The 22,128-nt window shown below is 64.0% G+C and carries 18 protein-coding genes; 15 read left to right on the top strand and 3 right to left on the bottom strand.

Features of this window, described 5'->3' with window-relative positions; translation table 11 throughout:
• Positions 1-265 precede the first annotated feature (265 nt).
• The 10 genes from BraRD5C2_RS28305 to BraRD5C2_RS28260 are packed head-to-tail and all read left to right on the top strand — an operon-like array spanning position 266 to position 8,457.
• Complete coding sequence (locus tag BraRD5C2_RS28305; protein WP_223974286.1) at positions 266-1,942, top strand: GspE/PulE family protein; 1,677 nt, start codon at positions 266-268, stop codon at positions 1,940-1,942.
• Between the two features lie 4 nt (positions 1,943-1,946).
• Positions 1,947-3,158: a type II secretion system F family protein gene (locus tag BraRD5C2_RS28300; RefSeq protein ID WP_223974285.1), complete on the top strand. Its 1,212-nt coding sequence runs from the start codon at positions 1,947-1,949 to the stop codon at positions 3,156-3,158.
• A gap of 53 nt (positions 3,159-3,211) precedes the next feature.
• Positions 3,212-3,694, top strand: coding sequence for a type II secretion system major pseudopilin GspG (gene gspG / locus BraRD5C2_RS28295; protein ID WP_223974284.1), 483 nt, complete (start codon positions 3,212-3,214; stop codon positions 3,692-3,694).
• A gap of 15 nt (positions 3,695-3,709) precedes the next feature.
• On the top strand, positions 3,710-4,174 hold the full coding sequence (locus BraRD5C2_RS28290; protein WP_223974283.1) for a type II secretion system protein: 465 nt from the start codon (positions 3,710-3,712) through the stop codon (positions 4,172-4,174).
• The gene (locus BraRD5C2_RS28285) at positions 4,149-4,559 is read left to right on the top strand and encodes a prepilin-type N-terminal cleavage/methylation domain-containing protein (RefSeq protein WP_223974282.1); all 411 of its coding nucleotides are present in this window, start codon (positions 4,149-4,151) and stop codon (positions 4,557-4,559) included. Before BraRD5C2_RS28290 ends, BraRD5C2_RS28285 begins: the two co-directional genes overlap by 26 nt.
• Complete coding sequence (locus BraRD5C2_RS28280) at positions 4,556-5,263, top strand: PulJ/GspJ family protein (protein WP_223974281.1); 708 nt, start codon at positions 4,556-4,558, stop codon at positions 5,261-5,263. Before BraRD5C2_RS28285 ends, BraRD5C2_RS28280 begins: the two co-directional genes overlap by 4 nt.
• Entirely contained in the window at positions 5,263-6,180 is a 918-nt protein-coding gene (locus tag BraRD5C2_RS28275; RefSeq protein ID WP_223974280.1) for a type II secretion system minor pseudopilin, read from the top strand. Before BraRD5C2_RS28280 ends, BraRD5C2_RS28275 begins: the two co-directional genes overlap by 1 nt.
• Positions 6,180-7,253, top strand: a complete 1,074-nt coding sequence (locus tag BraRD5C2_RS28270) for a PilN domain-containing protein (protein ID WP_223974279.1) — start codon at positions 6,180-6,182, stop codon at positions 7,251-7,253. The genes BraRD5C2_RS28275 and BraRD5C2_RS28270 overlap by 1 nt, the downstream gene beginning before the upstream one ends.
• Entirely contained in the window at positions 7,250-7,813 is a 564-nt protein-coding gene (gspM, locus tag BraRD5C2_RS28265; protein ID WP_223974278.1) for a type II secretion system protein GspM, read from the top strand. Before BraRD5C2_RS28270 ends, gspM begins: the two co-directional genes overlap by 4 nt.
• Positions 7,813-8,457 carry a hypothetical protein gene (locus tag BraRD5C2_RS28260; RefSeq protein ID WP_223974277.1) on the top strand — a complete coding sequence of 215 codons (645 nt, stop codon included), beginning with the start codon at positions 7,813-7,815 and terminating at the stop codon, positions 8,455-8,457. The genes gspM and BraRD5C2_RS28260 overlap by 1 nt, the downstream gene beginning before the upstream one ends.
• 19 nt (positions 8,458-8,476) lie before the next feature.
• Here BraRD5C2_RS28260 and BraRD5C2_RS28255 read toward each other — a convergent pair whose 3' ends face one another.
• Positions 8,477-9,076 carry a prepilin peptidase gene (locus tag BraRD5C2_RS28255; protein ID WP_223974276.1) on the bottom strand — a complete coding sequence of 200 codons (600 nt, stop codon included), beginning with the start codon at positions 9,074-9,076 and terminating at the stop codon, positions 8,477-8,479.
• Between the two features lie 126 nt (positions 9,077-9,202).
• Here BraRD5C2_RS28255 and BraRD5C2_RS28250 point away from each other — a divergent pair, with 126 nt between their 5' ends.
• From BraRD5C2_RS28250 to BraRD5C2_RS28235, 4 genes are all read left to right on the top strand, one after another.
• On the top strand, positions 9,203-9,988 hold the full coding sequence (locus BraRD5C2_RS28250) for an EfeM/EfeO family lipoprotein (protein ID WP_223974275.1): 786 nt from the start codon (positions 9,203-9,205) through the stop codon (positions 9,986-9,988).
• Complete coding sequence (locus tag BraRD5C2_RS28245) at positions 9,985-11,361, top strand: cytochrome-c peroxidase (RefSeq protein WP_223974274.1); 1,377 nt, start codon at positions 9,985-9,987, stop codon at positions 11,359-11,361. The genes BraRD5C2_RS28250 and BraRD5C2_RS28245 overlap by 4 nt, the downstream gene beginning before the upstream one ends.
• Before the next feature lie 237 nt (positions 11,362-11,598).
• Entirely contained in the window at positions 11,599-13,656 is a 2,058-nt protein-coding gene (locus tag BraRD5C2_RS28240; protein WP_223974273.1) for an alkaline phosphatase family protein, read from the top strand.
• 109 nt (positions 13,657-13,765) lie between these two features.
• Positions 13,766-14,476: a hypothetical protein gene (locus tag BraRD5C2_RS28235; RefSeq protein ID WP_223974272.1), complete on the top strand. Its 711-nt coding sequence runs from the start codon at positions 13,766-13,768 to the stop codon at positions 14,474-14,476.
• A gap of 9 nt (positions 14,477-14,485) precedes the next feature.
• On the opposite strand, the gene BraRD5C2_RS28230 is transcribed toward BraRD5C2_RS28235, so the two are convergent.
• Complete coding sequence (locus BraRD5C2_RS28230; protein ID WP_223974271.1) at positions 14,486-15,916, bottom strand: cytochrome c peroxidase; 1,431 nt, start codon at positions 15,914-15,916, stop codon at positions 14,486-14,488.
• A 306-nt stretch (positions 15,917-16,222) separates the two neighbouring features.
• On the opposite strand from BraRD5C2_RS28230, the gene BraRD5C2_RS28225 reads away from it, so the two are divergent.
• Positions 16,223-17,992, top strand: coding sequence for an alkaline phosphatase family protein (locus BraRD5C2_RS28225; protein WP_223974269.1), 1,770 nt, complete (start codon positions 16,223-16,225; stop codon positions 17,990-17,992).
• A gap of 71 nt (positions 17,993-18,063) precedes the next feature.
• Here BraRD5C2_RS28225 and BraRD5C2_RS28220 read toward each other — a convergent pair whose 3' ends face one another.
• A complete protein-coding gene (locus tag BraRD5C2_RS28220; protein ID WP_223974267.1) occupies positions 18,064-22,041 on the bottom strand; it encodes a DUF5801 repeats-in-toxin domain-containing protein in 3,978 nt (1,325 codons plus the stop codon).
• Positions 22,042-22,128: the final 87 nt, after the last annotated feature.

The raw sequence follows: 22,128 nt of genomic DNA, 5'->3' as shown, positions 1-22,128 counted from the left end.
CCGGAGGGACTCTTATCGATCGAACATGACAGAAATAAATTGGTTACATGATTGTCGTTCGCGACCTGCCCATCGTGTCGCGCCCCAAACGTGCAGCTGGGCGCAGCCGTGTCCGCGATGCCACGTCAAGGTTTCTTGAGCGAGGCGAACGATGTGACTTCGCACAGCTGTCACACTTCGGATCGATAACCGCACAATTGCCGAGAGCCGAACGCTGCGGCGGATGGCACGGACTGATCCGGGATAGTGTGGCGGGATATCGAGAATGGCCAACGACCTGTCCGTTCGGTTCGTGGATTATCTGCGTCAGAACAATCATTTGGCGCCGAACGACGGATCGCCCGAGCGGACCGGGCAGGGCGCCGACGTCAGGCAATTGAAGCTGCGGGAGGTCACCAGCCTCTCACCGACCGAATTCGCCGATGAGGCCGCGCGCTTCTTCGCGCTCGGCCGCCTGAGACTCCAGGACATGACATCGGCCGAACCGCTGGTCGCGGCGTTCTCACCGCGCTTCCTGCGGGAGACCATGGTCTATCCGTGCCGGACGACCGATGGGAGCACTGTCCTTGCGGTCGTCGACCCGACCGACCAGGCGACGCTGCGGGCGGCGCAGATCGTGCTCGGCGCCGGCATCACTGTGAAGGTGGCTTCGTCGGAAGACGTCGCCATCGCGCTGAACAACTCTTCGAGCGCCGAGGAGGCCGAGACCGCGGATATGGCGGCAGCGCTGCCCCGGGAAGACGACATCGAGAGCCTGCGCGATCTCGCCAGCGGCGCGCCGGTGGTGCGCGCGGTCAATGATCTGATCGAGAAGGCCGTCGAACTGCGCGCCAGCGATATCCATATCGAGCCGTTTTCCTCCGGCCTCATGGTGCGCTTGCGCATTGACGGCCTGCTGCGGCCGGTCGCGGCCCTCTCGGGGGTGCTGCCGCAGGCGGTGGTCTCCCGCATCAAGATCATCGCCAATCTGAACATCGCCGAGCGTCGCCTGCCGCAGGACGGTGCGGCGCGGCTGCGGGCCGGGCGCACCGACATCGATATCCGCGTCGCGATCATGCCGATGCAACACGGCGAATCCGCCGTCATCCGCATCCTGCCCAAGGATCGCGGCCTGCTGGTCGTCGAGAAGCTGGGATTCTCGGAGCCCGACGAAGCCAAGTTGCGGCGGCTGCTGAAGCTGCCGTACGGCATGGTCGTGATCACGGGACCGACCGGCAGCGGCAAGACCACGACGCTGGCGACGATCCTCTCGATCCTCAATGAGCCCAGCCGCAAGATTCTGACGATCGAGGACCCGGTCGAATACGAGATCCCCGGCGTCAACCAGTCCCAGGTCAAGCCGGCGATCGGGCTGACCTTCGCCACCGCGCTGCGCTCCTTCGTACGCCAGGACCCTGATGTCATCATGGTCGGTGAAATCCGCGATTCCGAGACCGCGCATGTCGCGGTGCATGCGGCACTGACCGGGCATCTGGTGTTGACGACGCTGCACACCGAGACGGCGGCTGCCGCGGTGCCGCGCCTGCTCGACCTCGGGGTCGAGGGCTATCTGCTGCGTTCGGTGCTGCGCGGCGTGATCGCGCAACGGCTGGTCCGGCAATTGTGCGAGCGCTGCAAGTCGGCACGACCGCTGGCAACAGCCGATTTCACCGAGGATCCCCGGCTCGCCGCGCTCGGGTTCCGGGAAGGCGAGATCATTCACGATCCATGCGGCTGCGAACGTTGCGGCGGGACCGGTTATCGCGGCCGTCTCGGCGTGTTCGAGCTGCTCGAACTATCCAATGAACTGCGCGAACTGATCGGGGAGCGAACCGACGGAATGAAGATCGATTCCATGGCGATCAAGGCGGGCATGACCACGATGCTCGATGACGGGGTTGCCAAATGCCGCGCCGGATTGACCTCGCCCGCCGAGATCCTCCGCGTTGCGACGGTGCGGTGACGCCGTGCCCAATTATCGCTATCGCGCTTTGACCCAGACGGGCGAGATCGTGAACGGCACGATCTCGGCGCCGACCGCGTCCGAGGTGGCGCGGCGGATCGAATATCTCAAGCTGCTGCCGATCGAAACCACCGAGGACAAGCGCGCATCCGGCGCCACCGGTGGCCGCAGCCTGTTCGGCGGGCCGAGTGCTGTCGAGGTCACGACATTCACGCGCGATCTCGCGCTGCTGCTCAAGGCCGGCGCACGTCTCGACGATGCCCTGGAGCTTTTGTCCGGCGATGCCGATGTTGGCCGGATGCGTCCGGTGGTGGCAAAGATCCGCGCAGCCCTGCTCACCGGCGAGAGCTTCGCCGATTCGGTTGCGGATCATCCGACCCTGTTTCAGCCGATGTATATCGCGCTGGTCCGGGTGGGAGAGATCTCCGGCACGCTCGATTCGGTGCTCGAGATGCTGGGGACCGAGCGCGCGCGTTCCGAGCAGATGCGGCGCAAGCTGACCGATGCGATGCAGTATCCGGCCTTCGTGCTGGTCGCGGCATCCGGCGTGATGCTGTTCTTCCTGCTGTTCGTGCTGCCGCAATTCTCGACCGTGCTCGGCGATTTCGGCGGCAAGTCGGATACGGCGCTCGCCAGCTTCATCGCGGTGTCGGATTTCCTGCGCGCCAATGCCACGGCGGCAAGCCTGATCAGTGCGGCGACGATTGCCCTCGCATGGTGGCTGTTGCGGCAGGCGCGCGTGCGCGCCGCGCTGGTCAGCGGGATCTCGCGGGTGCCGGGCATCAGCAGCGCCTTCCAGTTCTATCGCGCGAGCCTGTTCTGCCGCAATCTCGGCGTCCTGCTCGGCAGCGGCGTCAACCTCACGGCGGCATTGCGTATCCTCGTCGACATCATGGCGGTGACCGGCAGCGAGGCGAACTGGACCGCCGCCGCCGATCGCGTCCGCCATGGCGGAAAATTGTCGGACGCGCTCGCCGTGGCGGACAGCCTGCCGCCGATGGCGGTTCGCATGCTGCGGCTCGGTGAAGAGACCGGGCAGCTGCCGGTGCTGGCCGGGCGGGTCGCGGAATTCTACGAAGCAAAATTGCAGCGCAGCCTGGACCGCGTCGTCGGCATCGTCGGTCCACTGGCGATCATCACGATCAGCACCGTCGTCGGCGGACTGATCGTGTCGGTCATGACAGCGCTGCTCTCGGTCACGCAGCTAGTCGGTTAGAGCAGGGGTCATCGGTCATGATATCGCGCAACACGATCATCGAAACATTTTCCATGCGAGCGGGACGCGATCCGACGCGCGCACAACCGCCTCGACGTTCAGGGCAGGCGGGCTTTACCCTCGTCGAGATGCTGGTGGTGATCGCGATCATCGGCCTCATCATGGGGCTGATTGGGCCGCGCGTGCTCAACTATCTCAGCGAATCCAAGGTCAAGACCGCGCGCATTCAGTTGCAGAGCTTCTCCAGCGCGCTCGACCTGTTCTACCTCGACGCCGGGCGCTTCCCGTCCACGGCGGAGGGACTTGCCGCGTTGGTCCGGCGCACGCCGGGGGTCGCCGCCTGGAATGGTCCGTATCTGAAGGGCGGCAACGTTCCGAACGATCCGTGGAACCATGCCTATCTCTATCGCTCGCCCGGCGAACACGGGCCCTACGACATCGTCTCCTATGGGTCCGATGGTCAGGAGGGCGGTAGCGGCACCTCGGCTGACATCTCGCTTGAAAAGACGACAGCCGCCAACAACGACCAACAATAGGGATGCTTGACGAGCATGAATGAGGCGTTGCAGCGCGGTTTCACCCTGCTCGAGATGGTGTGCGTGCTTGCCATCATCGCGCTGCTGGCGGCCGTGCTGCTTCCGTTCATTCCGCACCAGACCTCGCGATCGCGCTTGCAGGCCTATGCGTTGCAGACCGCAACGCTGCTGAAGGCCGATCGCAATGCCGCCATCGAGCGCAGCACCAGCGTTGCGACCCTGGTCGACGCGGCGAGCCGGGTGATTCACTCCGGCGCGTCGCGCATGACGGTGCGAATCCCCGATGACGTGCGGTTCGATGCGGTGCTGCCGCAAAGCTGTCAGCGCCGCGCCGCACTGTCGACCATCCGCTTCTTCGCCAATGGCGGTTCCTGCGGCGGCTCGATCGCGCTGACGCGGCTCGATGCGGGATATGAGGTCCGCGTCAACTGGCTCACCGGAAGGGTTGAAATCGTTGCTCGCGACGTTGCCGTCAACTAACCGCCCTGATGCAGGGTTCACCATCATCGAGGTGCTGGTGGCGCTGGCGCTGGTGGCTGTCTCGATCGTTGCGATCGGCGCGGTGATGGGCGTCAAGACGCGCGGCGTCCGGGCCATGGAGCAGCACGTTGCGCTGATGCAGGCGGTGCGCACCTTGATGACGGTCGGCATTCCGCCGCGCGCCGAATTGCAGTCAGGCACGTCGACGGGACAGGCTGAGGGCTACCGCTGGACCATCGAGGTCAGTCCGCTCGGTGGCGACTGGACGGTGCCCGAGGGCAACGTGCCCTGGGCGCCGGAGCTGGTGCGAATTCGCGTCAAATCTCCGGGCGGCGCGTTGTCCGACATTCGCACCGTGCGCCTGATGCCGAGGTCATCGGAATGACCCCGGCAGGCACAGCACAGCGAACGCATGAACGCGGCTTCACGCTGATCGAGACCATCGTTGCACTGGCACTGATGGGGCTGTTGCTGTCGGCGCTCGCCAGCATCACGGCGCAATGGCTGCCGAGCTGGAACCGGGGGCTCGACCGGATCCAGCGCAGCGAATTGATCGGCATCGCGCTGGAGCGGATCGGCGCCGATCTTGCTGCGGCGGAATTCGTTGCCGCCAACCGCGATACCCACAAGCCGCTGTTCGACGGATCGGAACTGTCCGTGATGTTCGTGCGCACGTCGGTGGGGCCGAATGCGGGGCCGGGGCTCGACCTGGTGCGCCTTGGCGAAACCCGGGATCGCGGCGAGTTCGTCACGGTTCGTTCGCAGACGCGCTTCACGCCGCTGACCGACGGGGTCTCGCTGTCGGAACAGGTGCATCTCGGCAGCCCAGTCGTGCTGCTGCGCGCACCCTATCGCCTGTCGTTCGCCTATGCCGGTCCCGACCGGGCCTGGAAGAGTGTGTGGAAGGATGCCAACAAGCTGCCGGCGATGATCCGGCTGACCGTGCGTGACGCGGCGAGCCAGCGCGTCCTGTCGGTGTCGACCATCGCGCCGGTCCACGTCCAGCTTCCGAGCGACTGCACCAAGCCGGACGGCAATTGCGGCGACAAGCAAAGTGCCGACGGTGCTGCCGATCAGGGGAAGACCTGATGGGCGCCTCCGGCAATATCGGCCGATCGCCGGCCAATCGCGGCTTCGTCATCGTTGCGGTGCTCTGGATCCTGCTTGCGCTGTCGTCGCTGGCGATCATCTTCTCGGCCTATCTTGCCGCGTCGGCGCGCGCCTTGGCGGCCAGTGACCTGTCGTTGCAGACCGAGGCGCTGGTGTCGGCCGGGCTCGAACTCACCGCCTATCAGCTGACGTTGACGGATGAGAAGACGAGGCCGCAGCACGGGGCGTTTCATTTCGGGCTGGACGACGCCAGCGTTGCTGTCACCTTCGCGTCGGAGGCCGGCCGCGTTGACCTGAACTATGCATCGAAGGAGATGCTGATCGGCCTCTTCGTGGTGCTCGGCGCCCGCAAGGACGCGGCCAGCGAGTACGCCGACCGGATCGTCGGCTGGCGAACCCGGCCGGTGCCGGGCAGCGAGAATGTGGAGGCCGCGCGCTACAACGCGCTCGGCTATTCGCCGCGGCAGGGGCTGTTCACCCATGTCAATGAGCTGGCGCTGGTTGCCGGCATCCCCGAAGCCTTCGTCGATCGCGTGTTGCCGTTCGTGACGGTGTTCAACGGCAGTCCGGATGTCGATCCGGCGATCGCTGCGCCGGAAGTCGCTCTTGCCGTGGACAAGGCATCGGGGAAGCAGCAGGACGGTTTCGGCTCGCCGGCTCCCCCGCCGAACGGCGGCCCCACCGCTGGATCGCAGGCGCCGAACCCGCAAACTGCGGCATCGACGGCGCAGAGCCCCTGCTACCGGATCGCAATCTCGATCCGGTTCCGCAACGGTCACCGCACCACGTCTGAAGCGGTGATCGCGCTCGGCGACAAGGTCGAGCCCTATCGTGTGTTGTCCTGGCAGAACGATGTCGAGCCGCGCAGTACGGTTCTGCCGCAGAGGAGAGGTTGATGGCTATGCTCGCCGAGGCACGGCAATGGTTCGAGCAATGGATCGGCGCGGTCGCGACGGCCGTCGACGGCGTTGCCGGCAGGTTCATGCTCCGGCGCAGCATCGAGCTCGACGAGAATGCCGACGGCACATACACGGCCCGCGCCGCCGTGGCGAGGGACGGCTCGCCGTCGGCTCCGGTTTCGTTCCGGCTCGATCACGACGCGCCGCAGCCTCCGTTGTCGGCAGAGTGGAAGACCGCGTTCGACGGCAGCCGCATCGAAGTGCGATTGCGGTCTGATCAGATCGTCAGCCGCGTGCTCGATTTCCCGAGCCAGGCCGGCGACTTCCTCGATGGCATGATCCGCGCGCAGGTCGACCGGCTGACGCCATGGACCGCCGCCGATGCGGTGTTTGGCTGGGGTTCGCCACAGCCGATCGCCAATGACCGCATTGAAGTCGCGTTCAGTGCGACCGCGGCGACCAAGGTCGATCCGCTGGTCCGGATGGCCAGGATGCTCGGCGCCGGCTCCGTTGCGGTCTCGGCGCCGGCGGTTGGCGGCGACGGCGCCCCGCAGCAGGTGACGCTGCTCGACAGATCGCTGCGCGGCCTTGCCGGACCTGCGGTTCCGCGCCTGTTGCGCATCGGCCTGGTTTCGACGGCGGCCGCGGCGGCGGTCTCCCTGCTGCTCAACATCTATCTCGGCGGATGGCTGCAATCCGAGCAGGAGGACCTGCAGCACCGCATCTCGCAGCGCCGCGCCGCGCTGCGTCTCGATGCCAATGGCGACTCGTCCGGCATCGGCCTGCTCGCCAAGCGCAAGCAGACGACGCCGTCGAGCGTCATGGTTCTGGAGGCGGTCTCGCGCGTTCTGCCCGACACGACTTATGTGACGGAGCTCCGCATCGAGGGCAACAAGGTGCAGGTGGTCGGATTGACCCAGGATGCGCCATCCCTGATCCGCTTGCTGGAGCAGTCGCCGCAATTCACCCGCGCGACGTTCTTCGCGCCGACGACCCGCGCCGCGAATGAATCGGCGGAGCGGTTCCACGTCGAGGCCAACATATCCGCTTCTTTTGGGTCCGGCTCATGAGCGCAGCATCCCGATCGCTGACGGCCGTCAGCACCTCGCCACTGGTCGCGACCGCGAGCTATCTCGGCCTCTTCGTGCTGCTGCTGTTCGCCGTCATCTCGTCGCTCTCGGACATCATTGGCCTGCGCAGCGATGTTGCGGCGTCGGCCGGAATGCTGGAGCAACTCGAGGGACGATCCAAGGCGAATACCGCGCCCGGCCAGTCCCCGATGCCGACCGGCTCCGCCTATCTCGAGGGGGCGACCGTCACCGTTGCCGGCGCCACGCTGCTGCAACGCGTATCGGGCGCGGTGATCAAGGCCGGCGGCAACGTGCTGTCGACGCAGCTCGACGTTCCCAACGCGCCGGCCAAGGCCGGCTTCATCAGCATGGTCGCAAGCAGCGAGATCGAGCAGGCGCAACTGCAGCAGGTGCTCTACGATCTCGAAGCCGGCATGCCGTTCCTGTTCATCGACCAACTGGTCGTGCAACCCGTCGCCGACGAAGCGGCCAAGGGCGCTGATCCCGGCAGACTGCGCGTGCTGCTCGGCGTATCCGGACAATGGCGAGGAGCCAAGTGATGCGACGCTTCGCTGCAACCATCGTGCTGTTGGCGGTGTCGGCCTATTCGGCGCCGGCTGCGGTGCCTGACCCATCCGGCGATGCACTGGACGCCGGGACGCTCGATGATACCCGCCTGGGCGGGCCGGTGTTGAGTTCACCGCCGCCGTCCGAACCGGTGACCTCGGTCCGGGTGACGCCTCCGCCGGCCCCGACGCCCCGGCCGCTCAGCGCAAATCCGCTGTGGGGCATTCCGCTCAAGACGCTGTCCAACACCCGCGACCGCCCGGTGTTCTCGCCGTCGCGGCGGCCGCCGCCTGCCGTCGTCGCGGAACCGGAAGTCAGCAAGCCGTTGCCGACGCCGCCGCGCAAGGTCGCGCTCGAGCCGCCGCCGCTGTCGCTGGTCGGCACGATCGCGGGAGACGATGAAAGCTTCGGGATCTTTCTGGACCAAGCGAACAAGACCGCATTGCGGCTGAAGCTCGGCGACGATTTCCAGGGCTGGAAGCTGCGAACGATCAGCGGACGCGAAGTCACGATGCAGAAAGACGAGCACGACGCCGTGCTCACATTGCCTCAGCCGGGCACCGAGGAGAGCGGCGATGTCCGCCTTGTTCCCGTCAGTGCGGACAGGAGGCCGCTGGCGGCGCGGATCCAGAGGTGATTGCGCACTCGCTCCCGCGCTAGTTCAATCCCAGCCAGCCCTGCAGGGCCGGCGTCAGGAGAAGTCCTAGCGCAAGAAAAGGACCGAACGGGATCGACGTCTGGCGCTTCATCTCGTGCCCCGCGAGTTGCAGGCTGCCGGCGACAGCAAGTGCCGCGAGTGCCGCGATCAGCAGCAGGGTCGAAATCCCAAAAGCGCCGACCCAGATCGTCGCGGCGGCAAGAAACTTGACGTCGCCGAGTCCCAAGCCGTCCACATGCCGCACGACGAAGTAGAGTCTCTGCAATAGAAAGAACAGTGCGCCGACGAGGGCGGCGATCGCCATCGCACTGAACGCGGCTGTGATACTTTCAGTGATGACGACATGTGCAAGCCCGAGTGCCGCGATCGCAAGATTCAGCCAATCGGGAATGATGCCGTGGCGCAGATCGATCAGCGCGACGGTGCAGCACAGCACGCAAAGCGTGCCGTAGGATGCAATGAAATAAATAGCTTCACGATCGATTGGCATGGTGGCGGGACAAGTGTGACGCGTGAACACACTGTGTTGCAACAACTCACGCGCGTTGAACAGCGTATTTTCAATCGAGTAATGCGTTTGCGGGATTGTGATCGTCAACAACGATCGCGAAGCAGAAAAGATGCGACAAAAAGTCTGCGCTGTCACAAATCCGCATAGGATACCGACAATAGTTCGCCCCGATTACGTGCCGCGAGCCCTTCGCGGCAGACGAGTGGGTTGACTATGCACAAGATGCGAGTGGCGGCGTGCCTTGCTCTGCTGGCAGCGTCGGCAGGCGTGCGCGCCGCGAATGCGGGCGCGCTCGAGGACGGCGCCGAGCGCTATCGGCCGTATCTGATCGAGGGCGTTGCCAGTGCGCTGGCGGGCGCGCGTGCATTGCGCGAGCGCGCCGCTGCGTCGGATTTGCCCGGCGCCAAGAAGGCCTGGCTGTCGGCGCGCGCCGGCTGGGAACGCTCGGAAGTGTTCACTGCAGGCTTCGTGCCCGAGCTCGATGCGCAGATCGACGCCTGGCCGAATGCCGACAGCGGGTTTCACGCCATCGAAGCGAAACTGTTCGGAGCTGGTAGTACCGAGGTCGCCACCGATGCCACGGGCCTGGTCGATCACCTGAACGATCTTCACGGCAAGCTCAAGGATATCAAGCTGACGCCGCAGGGTCTCCTGGATGGCACCGTGCGGCTCGCTTACGAAGTCGGTGAAAGCAAAGCCGATGGCGGCGAGTCGCGCATCAGCGGCACCTCGCTGGACGACATGCGCAACAATATCGCCGGCATCGACTTTGCCTACCACACGATCTTCTCTGCCGCGCTCAATACGGTCGACGGCAAGCTCGACGAGATGGTGACGAACCGGATCGAGCAGCTCGAGGCGATCGTCGCGACGCCGGACCTGCCGCATGTCAATATCGCCGATCTGCGCCAGACCAGCGAGGAGCTGGTCGTCGCGTTGCAGAGCGCCTCGGCAAAGCTCGGGTTGCAGCGCCCGACCTTGGAGGCGCAAGCACGATGAGATCGCTTCATCTGCGTCCGGCTGCGTTGCTCTCAGCGGTCATCGCCCTCGCGCTGCTCGGGCGTGCGGCGGCGTTTCCGGTCGACGGCGACAAGACCGTGCTGCCGGTTGCGACCGAGCTGAACGAGGATGCGCTCGACAAGCCGCGCGAGGTGTTCCAGTCGGAGCGGACCGGAGCCAAGTCGTATCTGGTGAATCTCGGCGATCTCGCCTTCAATTCGCCGGGGCTGCTCGGCGAGGTGGCACGGCAGGCCGGCGTGAGCTGCGGCACCTGCCACATCAATGGTGCGAACAACGCCAAGTTCTTCATGCCGAAGATGTCGAGCCGGCCCGGCACGTTCGACACCACCGGGGCGCTGTTCAACCCGAAGGCCAATAACCTTTCGTTCGATCCGGTGAGGATTCCGAGCCTGCGCGGCGCCCGCTATCTTGCGCCTTACGGCGCCGATGGCCGGTTCGCCTCGCTGCGCGATTTCGTCCACAACGTCATCACCAGCGAGTTCGCAGGTCCCGAGCCGTCGCCGGCGACGCTCGATGCGATCGTGGCCTATCTTCACGACATCGACTTCCTGCCCAATCCGAGCCTTGGTCCTGCCGGGCGGCTGGCCGGCAAGATCACCGACGCGGAGCGCCGCGGCGAAGCGTTGTTCGCGAAGCCGTTCCCGCACGATCCGGCGCTGAGCTGCGCGGGATGCCATGTGCCGTCGTCCGGCTTCGTCGATCACCAGCAGCATGATGTCGGTTCGGGCGGCCTGTTCAAGACGCCGACCCTGCGCAACGCCGACTTCAATGCGCCGTACTTCCACGATGGCCGCTTCGACAATTTCAACCAGGTCGTTGATTATTTCGACCGGACCTTTCAGCTCGATCTCTCGGCGCAGGACAAGGGCGACCTCGTCGCCTATCTCACGGCCGTCGGCGACGGCGTGCAGCCCTATGAACGCGACGGTGCCGGAGCAACGCTGAAGGAGATCAACGATTTCTCGACAGTGCTCGCGACCGCGATTCCCGCCGGCGACAAGGACATCGTCGCACTTGCAGTCGATACGATCGGCCGCGAGCTGCGCGAGTTGACCGAGCAATATCCCGATCGCAAAAACACCAGCGTGTCGGGCGGCGAGCAGCAGCGCGTGCTCGCGCGCAACGGGCTGAAGGAGCTCGTGCTCACGCTGCGGCGAATCGAGATGGCCGTTGCCGCGGGGCGTAACGCCGATGCTGCAACCGAGTTCAGGAATTATCGCAATCTGATGGCTGCTGCGGTGCCTGCATTACTGGCGAGCGCCGAGCCGTGGTCGTTGTTCAATCAGGATGTGCATGATCAGCATTACGCTGCGCTGCGCGAGGTGATGCGCTCCCGGCACATCTCGCATTGATTGAGCTGAATCATAGTGCATTTGCGATCTGCGTCGTTGCGTGGAGCGCTGCATCTCCTTTCGATCTTCAGTTGAAGAATAGAATCGTGGAGATGCAGCTGAAGCAGCAGATGTCTCCACAGAAAATATTTGAACGTTTCGAAATTTCTCGCGCGCTTTCACGTAAGCGAAAACCATGCGTCATACTGTCGCACTAAGCAGTGTGTGTTGCTAACCGCAAACACCCTGAGGTCGACAATGAGTTTGAACTACAAAAAGCACTGGCGAACCAGCACCGCGCTCTGCATCGCGTCAACGGTGCTCGTCGCAACAGCCGCATATGCCGCTCACTATCCGGGCGGACACAGTGATTGGGACAAGCGTCCGCATCACAATCACCAGGCGCATCAGGAAGCTGATCGCGTCAAGCATGATCACGATCATGACGACAAGGATCACGGCGGCAAGGGCAAGACCGCTTCGCCGATCAAGCACGTCATCATCCTGATCGGTGAGAACCGCGGCCTCGATCACACGTTCGGTATCTACGAGCCGAAGGGCAAGGGTCAGACCATCTCCAACCTGTTGTCGAAGGGCATCGTCAACGAGGATGGAACGCCGGGACCGAACTTCGCGCAAGCGCAGCAGTACTCGGTTGCGGGCCAGCCGTCCTTCTACATCGGCGCGCCGGCGATCGCGAAGTCGCCCTACAACGCGACCAATTTGATGCCGCAGCCGAACACCAACGGTACGCCGACCGCGCAGAGCGACACCGGCGCCCCGTTCAAGACGATCACTGAGGCCAGCGTCGAGAAGGACATGGACCCGGCCGATCTCGACATCCTGACCACCGGCTTCAGCGGTCTGCCGACCGGTGTGCTGGATACCCGCATTCCCGGCGCCGGCGGTCTGAACGGACCGTTCCAGCTGCAGGGCGAGCAGATCAGCGACGACGACTACACCGGCGACTCGACCCATCGCTTCTATCAGGATTGGCAGCAGGAAGATTGCAGCGCCGCCAACGCCACCAAGAAGAACAATTCGGGCTGCCAGAACGACCTGTTCCCGTTCGTGATGGCGACCTATTCGGCATCCAACAAGAGCATGGCCAACTCGATGGGCTTCTACAATGCCCAGCAGGGTCAGGCTCCGGTCCTGAAGATGCTCGCCGACCGCTTCACGCTGAGCGACAACTTCCACCAGTCGTTCCACGGTGGCACCGGCGCGAACCACTTCATGCTCGGCACCGGCGACGCGGCCTTCTGGAGCGACGGCAAGGGCAATCCGGTGACGCCGCCGGCCACGCTGATCGCCAACCCGAATCCGGTTGCCGGCTCGGTTAACCGCTATAGCGTCGACGGCAATTGGAGCAACTGCTCCGACGTGTTCCAGCCCGGCGTGAAGCCGATCGTCACCTACCTCAACAATCTGCCGTACGCGGCGGAGCCGAACTGCAAGCCGAACCACTACTACATGCTCAACAACGTCAATCCGGGCTATCTGCCGAACGGCGCGCTGTCGGGCGGCAACAACGTCCCGCCGTCGTCGGTTCGTACGATCGGTGACGCTCTGATCGAGAAGAACATCACCTGGGCGTTCTATGGTGGTGCGTTCAACGACGCCGTGGCGCTTTCCAATGCCGCGGTTGCCGCCAACCCCTCGAACCCCAACCTCGGCGCCGCCGCGGTCGCCGATCCGGCGCACGCGCTCGGTGTTGCCTACTGCCAGATCTGCAACCCGTTCCAGTATGCGACCTCGATCATGGCTAACGCGGCCGTGCGTCAGGCTCACATGAAGGACACGGCGGATCTGATCACGGCGATCCAGCACAACACGCTGCCCGCGGTGTCGTTCGGCAAGCCGGACGGTCTGCTCGACGGTCATCCGCAGAGCTCGAAGGTTGATCTGTTCGAGGCCTATGTCCTGAACGTGCTCAACGCGCTGGACAACAACCCGGAGCTGAAGGCTGACACCGCGGTCTTCATCACCTGGGACGAGGCCGGCGGCTACTGGGACTCCGGTTATACGCAGTCGATCGACTTCTTCGGCGACGGACCGCGTATTCCGACCCTGATCCTCTCGCCCTATTCGACGGGCGGTAAGGTCAACCACAACTACGCCGACCACGTTTCGCTGCTGAAGTTCATTGAGCGCAACTGGGCTCTCGAGCCGCTCACGCACCGCAGCCGCGACAACCTGCCGAACCCGACCTACTCGAGGAACAACGAGTACGTCCCGACCAACAGCCCGGCGCTGTCTGACATGTTCGACGCGTTCGACTTCAGCAAGCCGGTCGCGTTGTCCTACACCGAGTGATCGAACTCTCGTCCAGGACGAGGTCTTGATTTGAACTGAGATCGGCGCCGATCGAACCATTGGTTCGGTCGGCGCTGTCATGTTCCGCTGACCGACCGGGGATTATGCGATGAAGCGCGACGAGACGACGTGCAAGAAGACATGGAAGAAGATGTGGAAAGGCAGCGGGAGCGCTACCGCCTGCCTGTTCGCAATGGCCATCCTGACCAACGCACCGATGCCGGCCGCGGCGCAGCAGTTTTCCGCCGACCTCGTCGCGCGGAAGGACGATATAGCAACCGCCATGGGAACGTTGCGGGTCTCGGGCGGAAAAGCGCGGATCGATCCAACCGCGCTGCCCGATGGCTTCTTTCTGCTCGATACCGCCAAGCCCGCCGCCTATTTCGTCCGCCCGGCCGCACACGTCTATATGAAGGCGATGCAATCGAGCCCGCTCACCCAGCTGTTCGTCCCGGTCGACCCAAGCGATCCCTGCCGGCAATGGCTGGCAATGGCGCAGCTCTCCGCGCCGGTCGATGTCGCGACATGGCACTGCCAGCGCGATGGAGAGGAAGCAATCGCGGGGCGCAACACCGACGTCTATCGCGTAGCGGCGCCGTCCGGTTTGGGCTTTACCGGCTGGGTTGACCGCGCGCGCGGCTTTCCGGTGCAGATCAAGACCGCGGATGGGACGGTGATCGTCGCCGATCACATCCGCGACGAACCGCAGCCGGCGCAAACCTTCGAAATCCCCGCGGGTCTGCGCAAGTTCGACCCGCAAGCGCTTATCCGCCGGATCCAGCAGAGCGATGTATGGGTCGCGCCGCCGGCTTCGCAGTGAGTGCAGGCACTACTGCGGCTGCCGGCTCGTCACCGGCAGTATCCGGCCGAGCGCCGTGTAGTGCGACTGATGCACGTTGCTGTTGAAGAGGGACCACGGCTCGGCCTTCTTCAGGGCGACCGGAACGTCGAAATTCACCAGTTGGGCAAATTTGCGGTATTCCGTCATTGCTTCATCGATCCGGCCGGCCCCGACCTCGAGGTCGATACGCCGCAAGGTCAGAACGAGATCCTTCAGGATTGCGCGCGCGGCGAGCCGCTCGTCCTTGCCGCCGACCGAGGTGTTCCTGATGTCGGGAATGTGCTCGGTCAATTCGCGCAGTTCGGCGCCCACCCCGGTGACGGCCAGCGACACCACCGCGGTGTCGGCGGCCGGGATCGCGACCTCGAGCACGCTCGAAAGCTCCAGCATTTCCTTCATCCGGAGCACGACGCCATCTTTGTCGAAGGGGCGTTCGCCGTCGCCGACCGCATTCAGATAGGCCGCGAGGTCCTGCGTGTCCTGGGTCGACAATTCGAGGTCGAACACGCGATCGAAATGACCGACCACCTGTTCGTAACTGTCATAGCGGCCGTCGTGGAAATACGGCGCGTTGAAATTGGCGTTGAGCAACGTGGGCGTCTTGACCAATCCGCCCGATCCGACGTCGTGACGCAGCTGGTCGTTGAAGGTCCCGGCCGGAAGATGACAGCCGGCACAACTCAGCTCGGCCTGCTTCGGGAATGGCTTGAAGAACAGCGCCTCGCCGCGCCGTTCCTCAACACTGGCCTGCGCGGCAAGCCGGCCGCCCGGCGCAATCTTCGGATTGGGCAGGAAATCAATATCGTTGATATAGGCGACGAGGCCGTCGAGAACCGCATCGCTCGGCCGCGGGCCGGAAAACTCATTGACGATGACATTATATATGAAGTCGCGCAGCGAGGTCATGCGCCCGTCATGTCCGTAGGGGGCGAGGAAGCGGGCGCCCCGCAGGCTCGGGATTCTGACCGGATCGAGGATGCTGTTGAACGTCTTGGCGTTGAAGACAAGGCTGGTGGTGTCGAAGGTGCCGGGGCGGGAGGATGCGCCCGGAACGAACAATTTCGGGTTCGACGCGCCGTTGACGTGACAGGTGCCGCAGCTCATCTCGGCCTGACGGGCCTTACCGCCCAGGATGGAAGGCGAATTGAACGCGAGATCGCCGAGATTGACCAGATAGGACTTTCGCCCGCCCATCGCTTCGGAATGAAAGATTTCGCGCGGCCGGGCCAGCGCTTCCTCGGAAAATTCAGTGCCGGCCGGCAGCACGGTCTGGTCGCCGCCGAGCGGGAATGCCATCGTCCGCAACGGGAGGAGCGTAGCGACGAGCGCCAGCAACGTGACCCGTGCCGTTCTGATGCCACGATCGGCCGGTGCCGCACGACATTTTCCGGAGCCGGACGCCAGAATATTCAAAGCCATTGCGAGAAAACGCCCCTGTCACAATGCATTTGCGCTGCCGTAGGTCGGAAGATGTCAGAGAGGTGACAGTTTCCTGTCGGCAGGATCAATGACCATCTGTTTGGATAGACGATCGTTGATTGCGGTTTGATGACGATCGATCAATGAAGCGCAAGCCGATTTACATTTGGCGGGTCGAGGATTGATCGGCACCTGCGCATCTTTTCACGCGTTTGTGCGCGCGTCGAAAAACGGTCATCCCGGCGAAATGTGTTTTGCATAGCGTGTAACTCCATTTCTATTTCTTTCTGAAATCAGGAGAGCACTATGCGGCTTTGGGGAGCCATTCCGGCGCTCGCAGTTGTTGCTGGCGCCGTTGCCATCTCACCGATGGCAAAGGCCGAGAATTTGGTCGAAAAGATCATTGACGAGTTCAAGCACGAAGTCAGGGACGAGCTGCGTGACCTGCGCGACCGCGGTCATGAGGGTGTGCATCAGTACAAGCACATCGTCGTCATCTACCAGGAGAACCACAGCTTCGATAACCTCTATGGACACTGGGGCGATGTCGGCCGTGACCGGATCAACGGTACCTCCGACGCCGACCAGGCGCACACGCTGCAGGTCCGCCAGGACAGCCAGACCGTCTATGGCTGCCTGTTGCAGAATGACGTCAACCTGACCTCTCCGTCGCCGCAGCCGACGACCTGCACCGACAATACGGGCTCAGTCGCGATCCTCAGCGCCTTCAAGAACAAGCCGTTCGAGATCAACGACTTCATCCCGACCTCGGCGACCACCTGTCCGAAGCCGCTGGGTGCTTTCGCGGCGCACGGCTTCCTCAACGGCACCGGCTCGCCCGGCGGCTGCACCGAGGATATCGTGCATCGCTTCTACAGCGAGCAGTACCAGCTCAACGGCGGCCGGCAGAACCGCTACATGACCGGCAGCGACGCTGCGGGTCTTGTCATGGGCTATTACGACACCAAGAAGCTGCCCATCTACACCTATCTCCACGGCCACGGTGCGCCGAACTACGTGATCGCCGACAGCTTCTTCCAGGGTGCGTTCGGCGGTTCGTTCCTCAACCACCAGTTCCTGGTTGCGGCTGCGGCGCCGCAATTCGTCGGTGCCTTGAACGACGGCAGCGCCAATGACTTCCACGCGATCGTCGATGCGAACGGCATGCCGACCAGCACGCCGCTCTACACGCCGGTCTCGACCGTGAAGGACGCGCAGCTGACGGCGAAATGCAACCAGCCCGGCCTGCCGGCTGGCCTCGCCTGCGGCGACTACGCGGTCAACACCACGCAGCCGACCTATCAGCCCTTCTCGCCTGGCACCCCGGACATCAAGCGTCTGCCGCCGCTGCACACGCCGAACATCGGCGATCGGCTGTCGGGCAAGCATGTCGACTGGGCCTGGTATTCGGGCGGCTGGTCGAACGCCAATGGCGACGTCGGCGCGTCCGGCTGGACCAACGGCAACGGCACGACCTGCACCGATCCGAACCATCTCGCCACGGCGGTGTTCCCGAACTGCCCCGATGTGGACTTCCAGTTCCACCATCAGGCGCTCAACTACTTCGCCAGCTACGCGCCGGGAACGCAGGCCCGCAGGGATCACCTGAAGGACGAGGCGGAGTTCATCCAGGCCGCCAAGAACGGCCGGCTGAAGCAGGTCAGCTTCATCAAGCCGATCGGCGAAGAGAACGAGCATCCGGGCTACACCAGCGAATCCGAAGGCAGCCAACATCTCGTCGATCTCGTCAAGGCGATCGTCGAAGGGCCGGACGGCAGGGACACGCTGATCGTCATCACCTATGACGAGTTCGGTGGACAGTGGGACCACGTTCCGCCCCCGCCGCACAACCGCCGCGGTGCCGAGGCCCGTGCTGCGGACCAGTGGGGCCCGGGCACCCGCATTCCGGCGCTGCTGATTGCCAAGCGCTTCAACAAGTCGGGCGTCGCGCATGAGGATTTCGACACCACGTCGATCCTTCGGCTGCTCGAGAAGCGCTTCGATCTCGATCCGCTGGTGACGCGCCCGGTGCGCAGCCTCTCGGCGGCGCTGAAGGCCGGCGAAGGCTGGCACTGACACGTGAAAAGGCTCTGGCCCGCGTCAAGATATGACGAGGGCCAGATGCCGGCCAGGAGCGCGCGGGATAGCTAGACGATCAGATCGTGAGGCGTATGGGTCACGACGGCGTCCATGTTGATTGAGGAATAAACCGGCTGGTGCTCGGCGGTCGCCGGGCCAGTTGGTGGCGTTCCGCCTGCAGCCCCTTGTGCCAGGTGAAAGCCGGCGAAATCCTGGCTGTTACCGAACCACGCGGCGGCTTGATCGAATTGTGGAGGGGCCGAAGCTCCCTGCTGTTCAAGGCTCGGGAGTTGCTCCGCGAAATGAAAGGACTGCTCGGGTCCGGACGTTCCGCTCCCTGCGAAGGGCACCATGGCCTGTGACCATGCTGCGTCTTCGTGGCCGCTCGTTGACGCAGCGCTGACGACGGGCGCTGGAGCGCTGGTCCCGCCGCCGACCGGTGGTGCAGCAGCACTGTCCAGGCTGGGCGCGAATGTGAAGGCGTCCATTCCCGCCGTATGGCACTGAATATCGACCTGAAGATTGGTCGTAGCCGAGTCGCCATCTCCGTCGACCGCAGTTACATCGAACAGGAGATCCGCGTTGATACTCGTCTTTTCGGTATAGTTGATGTTGTTGACCGCGAATGTGGGGTGCCCGGCCTCCGGCCGATCGTAGTCGACCTGGACTTGGTTGAAAGCCTTGTCAACGTACAGCGTGTACGTCGTCGTCGCGGCATCAAAAGTGTAGGTGTCGATCAACGACGCGTCCGATGTCTCGTGGACCACGAAGCTGGCACTGCCACAGAGCGGTTTGGGAACATCGATGCGGAAGTCGTGAACGTCGGCGCTGCCGTCAAGAACCTTGAGGATCACGCCGGCGGTGCCATAACCCTGCCATTGCGTGAGATCGAAGCTGACCTGCGACTGCTTCTCGGAGAACGCGAGATTCAACTGCTCAGTGGGATCCATTTGCAGTCCGCTGTCACCGACCGCGATACCGCACTCCGACGCTTTGACGTCGAGCGGATGGCCGGTGCAGTCGGACCCGGTAATCACCAATTGTCCGTCGGGGGCGGTCAATGACGGCGTGCCGCAGGCCGGGGCGTCGAAATCGGAGCCGCTAACGGTGACGTTCTTCGACAGTCCGGCGTGCTCAAGATCAAAGCAATAGGTTCCATCCGGATCGATCAGCAACTTGAAGTACGGATCGGTCAGCGTGCCACCGCAATCCCCGAGATACGCATCGAGTTCGACACCGCCGCCCACCTCATGGGTCGTATAGTAGAAGCTGTAGTCATCGCCATGTCCGGTGACGTGCACCGAGGTGATGCCGTCACCCAGGGATGACGTGGCCAGATCGTATCCCGTGCAGCCGACTGCACCATTGTGGACGCCAACGCGCATCGCAGCGTCGCCATCCGCGCCGAAATCGACATGGTAAGTGCCATTTGCGGTCTGATTGTCCTGAGCGGCGACGAAGGTCTCCGGGAAGCCGCAAATGGTCGGGTGATCGTCCGTGATCGTCAATTGCTTGCCGAGGTCGATGCTCGCGCTCTGGGTGTCGCCATCCTTGTCCGTGATGGTGGCAACCAGGTTCACGATGCCGGCGGTCAGCGACACGGCTTCATCGGCGCTGGTGCAAGGCGGATGCGTCACCGCGCGATACTCGGTGAAAGTCACGCTTCCCGTGGCCGGATCGAGCGCGATGGTGAATGCCAGTTCCCCGCTTGCCGTGCCGACATGGCCTTCAATGGTGTTGCCGTGCTGGACCAGCACGTCGGCGCAGCCCGTGTGCGAGTCGATCAGGCCCGACGCTGTGCCGTTACCGCCGTTGATCGCCAACGCATAGTGCGTCGTCGCGCCATCGGCGCCTTGAACCGAAGTGAATGCCGTCGAGAAATCGGCCGAAATCGTCGTCAGCGCCGCGCACGGCGCCGAGCCCGCGATGTGGTCGTCCAGCGCCGTCGCCGTCAGATGCGTTTCGCTCAGCGTCAGCGACGGGGCGGTTGCGTTCGCCTTGATGCTCGGGCCATCGTCCGTGATCGTCAGCTGCTTGCCGAGATCGATGCTTACATCCTGGTACTGGCCGTCGCCGTTCGTCACTGTCGCGATCAGGTTTACAATGCCTGTCCCCAGCGCGATCGCTTCGCCGCTGTCCGGGCTGGTGCCAAGCGGTTGTTCCACCGCTCGGTGTTCGACGAAGGTTACGCGTCCGGTCGCCGGGTCGACCGTGATGGTGAATGCGAGCGTGCCGCTTGCTGTGCCGACATGGCCTTCGATGGTGTTACCGTTCAGAACCAGCACGTCGGAGAGGCCGGTGTGCGAGTCGATCAGCCCCGACGCTGCACCGTTGCCGCCGGTGATCGTCAGCGCGTAGCTGACCGCCAGACCCGCTTCGGTAACGAATGCCGCCGAGAACTCGCCAGAGGTGGTCGTCAACGCGGCGTTCGGTGCCGAGCCGGCGATGTTGTCGTCCAGCGCCGTCGCCGTCAGATGGGTCTCGCTCAGCGTCAGCGACGGCGCCGGTCTGGCCTCGATCAGCGGGCCGTGGATGGTGATCGTCACCACCTGCGGGGTTCCGCCAATCGTGGTCACCGTGAAGCTGTCGGTCAGCGTGTCGCCGACGTGGAGGGCTTGCACGGAGCTGTCGGCGTTGTTGAGCGTATAGGTCCACACGCCGCCCGTCGTTAGCGTGAATGTGCCATGGCCGCCCGCGCTTGTCGTCGGCGCGTTCACCGCGGTGAAGGTGTTGGCGGGGTCGTCGACATCGGTGTCGGTGAGCGTGCCGGTCGCGATGAGCAGGCCGGGCGAGGCTCCGCTGACGCCGACTGCCCCCACAACCGCGCCAGCCTTGGCGCCGGAGATGATGGAGGCGTCGTCGACACCAACGATGGTAATGTTGAAGCTCTCACTCGTCGAGAGCGTGCCGTCCCCCACGGTGATGACGAAGTTTTGGATCGCGTTGACCTTCAACGCGTTGATCGCGTCATTGTTCGGAACGAAGGTATAGTTTCCGGAGATGCTGTTGACGTAAAGCGTGCCGAACTGACCAACGCTCGATACGTTGTATGTCGACTGACCCACTACCACGCTGCCCACAGTTCCACCGCTGATACCGAAGGTCAGCGCGCCGCCCTGGCTGCTCGCGGAAAAGGTCCCACTCGTGGTCTTGAAGTCGTCGAATGCCGACGTATCGACTTCCGTCGGTCCTGCGCCAAGGTTCAGGCTCGGCGGCACGGGCGGCGCCGGCGGCGGCTTGAAGAACTCGATATGCGCCAAGGTAACGACCGGCAGCGGCCCGAGCGGATCTTGCGTCGGCGACGGCGAGGCAGGCTGAATAAAATTGATGGGTTGCAGCAGCGGCGACCCTTCGGGAGCCGGCATGCCGGACCCTTTTGATCCCGTTCCCTTCTGGAAATTGGCAAGCGCCTCCTGCTGGGCGTCGCGCAATTCCTCCATGTGGGTCGGGCTATTCGTGACCTGGTTCACCCCGACCGACGACCCTTTGGGGCTCAAGATGATCGTCACTCCGGGATCGTCGACGACGATGTGTCTGGGGATCGCCTCCTTGGTCACCAGCTCGAACACACCGTGGTGGAGGTCCTTGTAGTTGATCTTGTCGTCGTCGAGGATCGTGACGTTCGGCTCCGCAGCCCGCGCGTCCTCCAGGAGTGAGAGTGTCAGCGCCGCGAACGACAGCATGCCAAGGCCGCTGGCCCGAATGGTGCCAACAGGCGTGTCCGCCGCCAGGACACTTGAACCTGCCAGCCGGCTGCTGATCATGCGCAAGATGCTTCTGGCCTTGGCGAACCTCCCCGGGCGGAGGGTGCGACCTCGGTCTTCCAAGTCGCCCAATTCCAGTCGAGTGTCAGCCGGCAGGTCGAGCACCGTCCCATCGACCATGCGGATTGCGACCCGGCCGCCGGCTGCGATCTCGATGACGTCGCCCTGGCAAACGGGATCGCCGGGCACGATTTGAATGGCAACGCCGCGTGCACGCGTGATCGTGCCGCAGCCGGCGGCCGTTTGAACAACGCCAACCATTCGGGGCAACTGGCCGAACATGGCCAGACACGCGTCCCCGAACGCTACGCCGGACGCGACTAACATTGGCTTTTCGCCTGCTAAACAGCTCAGGCGGAACGCGGCGCC

Origin of the sequence: Bradyrhizobium sp. RD5-C2, from assembly GCF_019972155.1 — a bacterium.
In the GTDB taxonomy this organism is placed as follows: domain Bacteria; phylum Pseudomonadota; class Alphaproteobacteria; order Rhizobiales; family Xanthobacteraceae; genus Bradyrhizobium.
The sequence above is the reverse complement of the archived record's forward strand: the minus strand, read 5'-3'. Positions and strand labels throughout refer to the sequence as shown.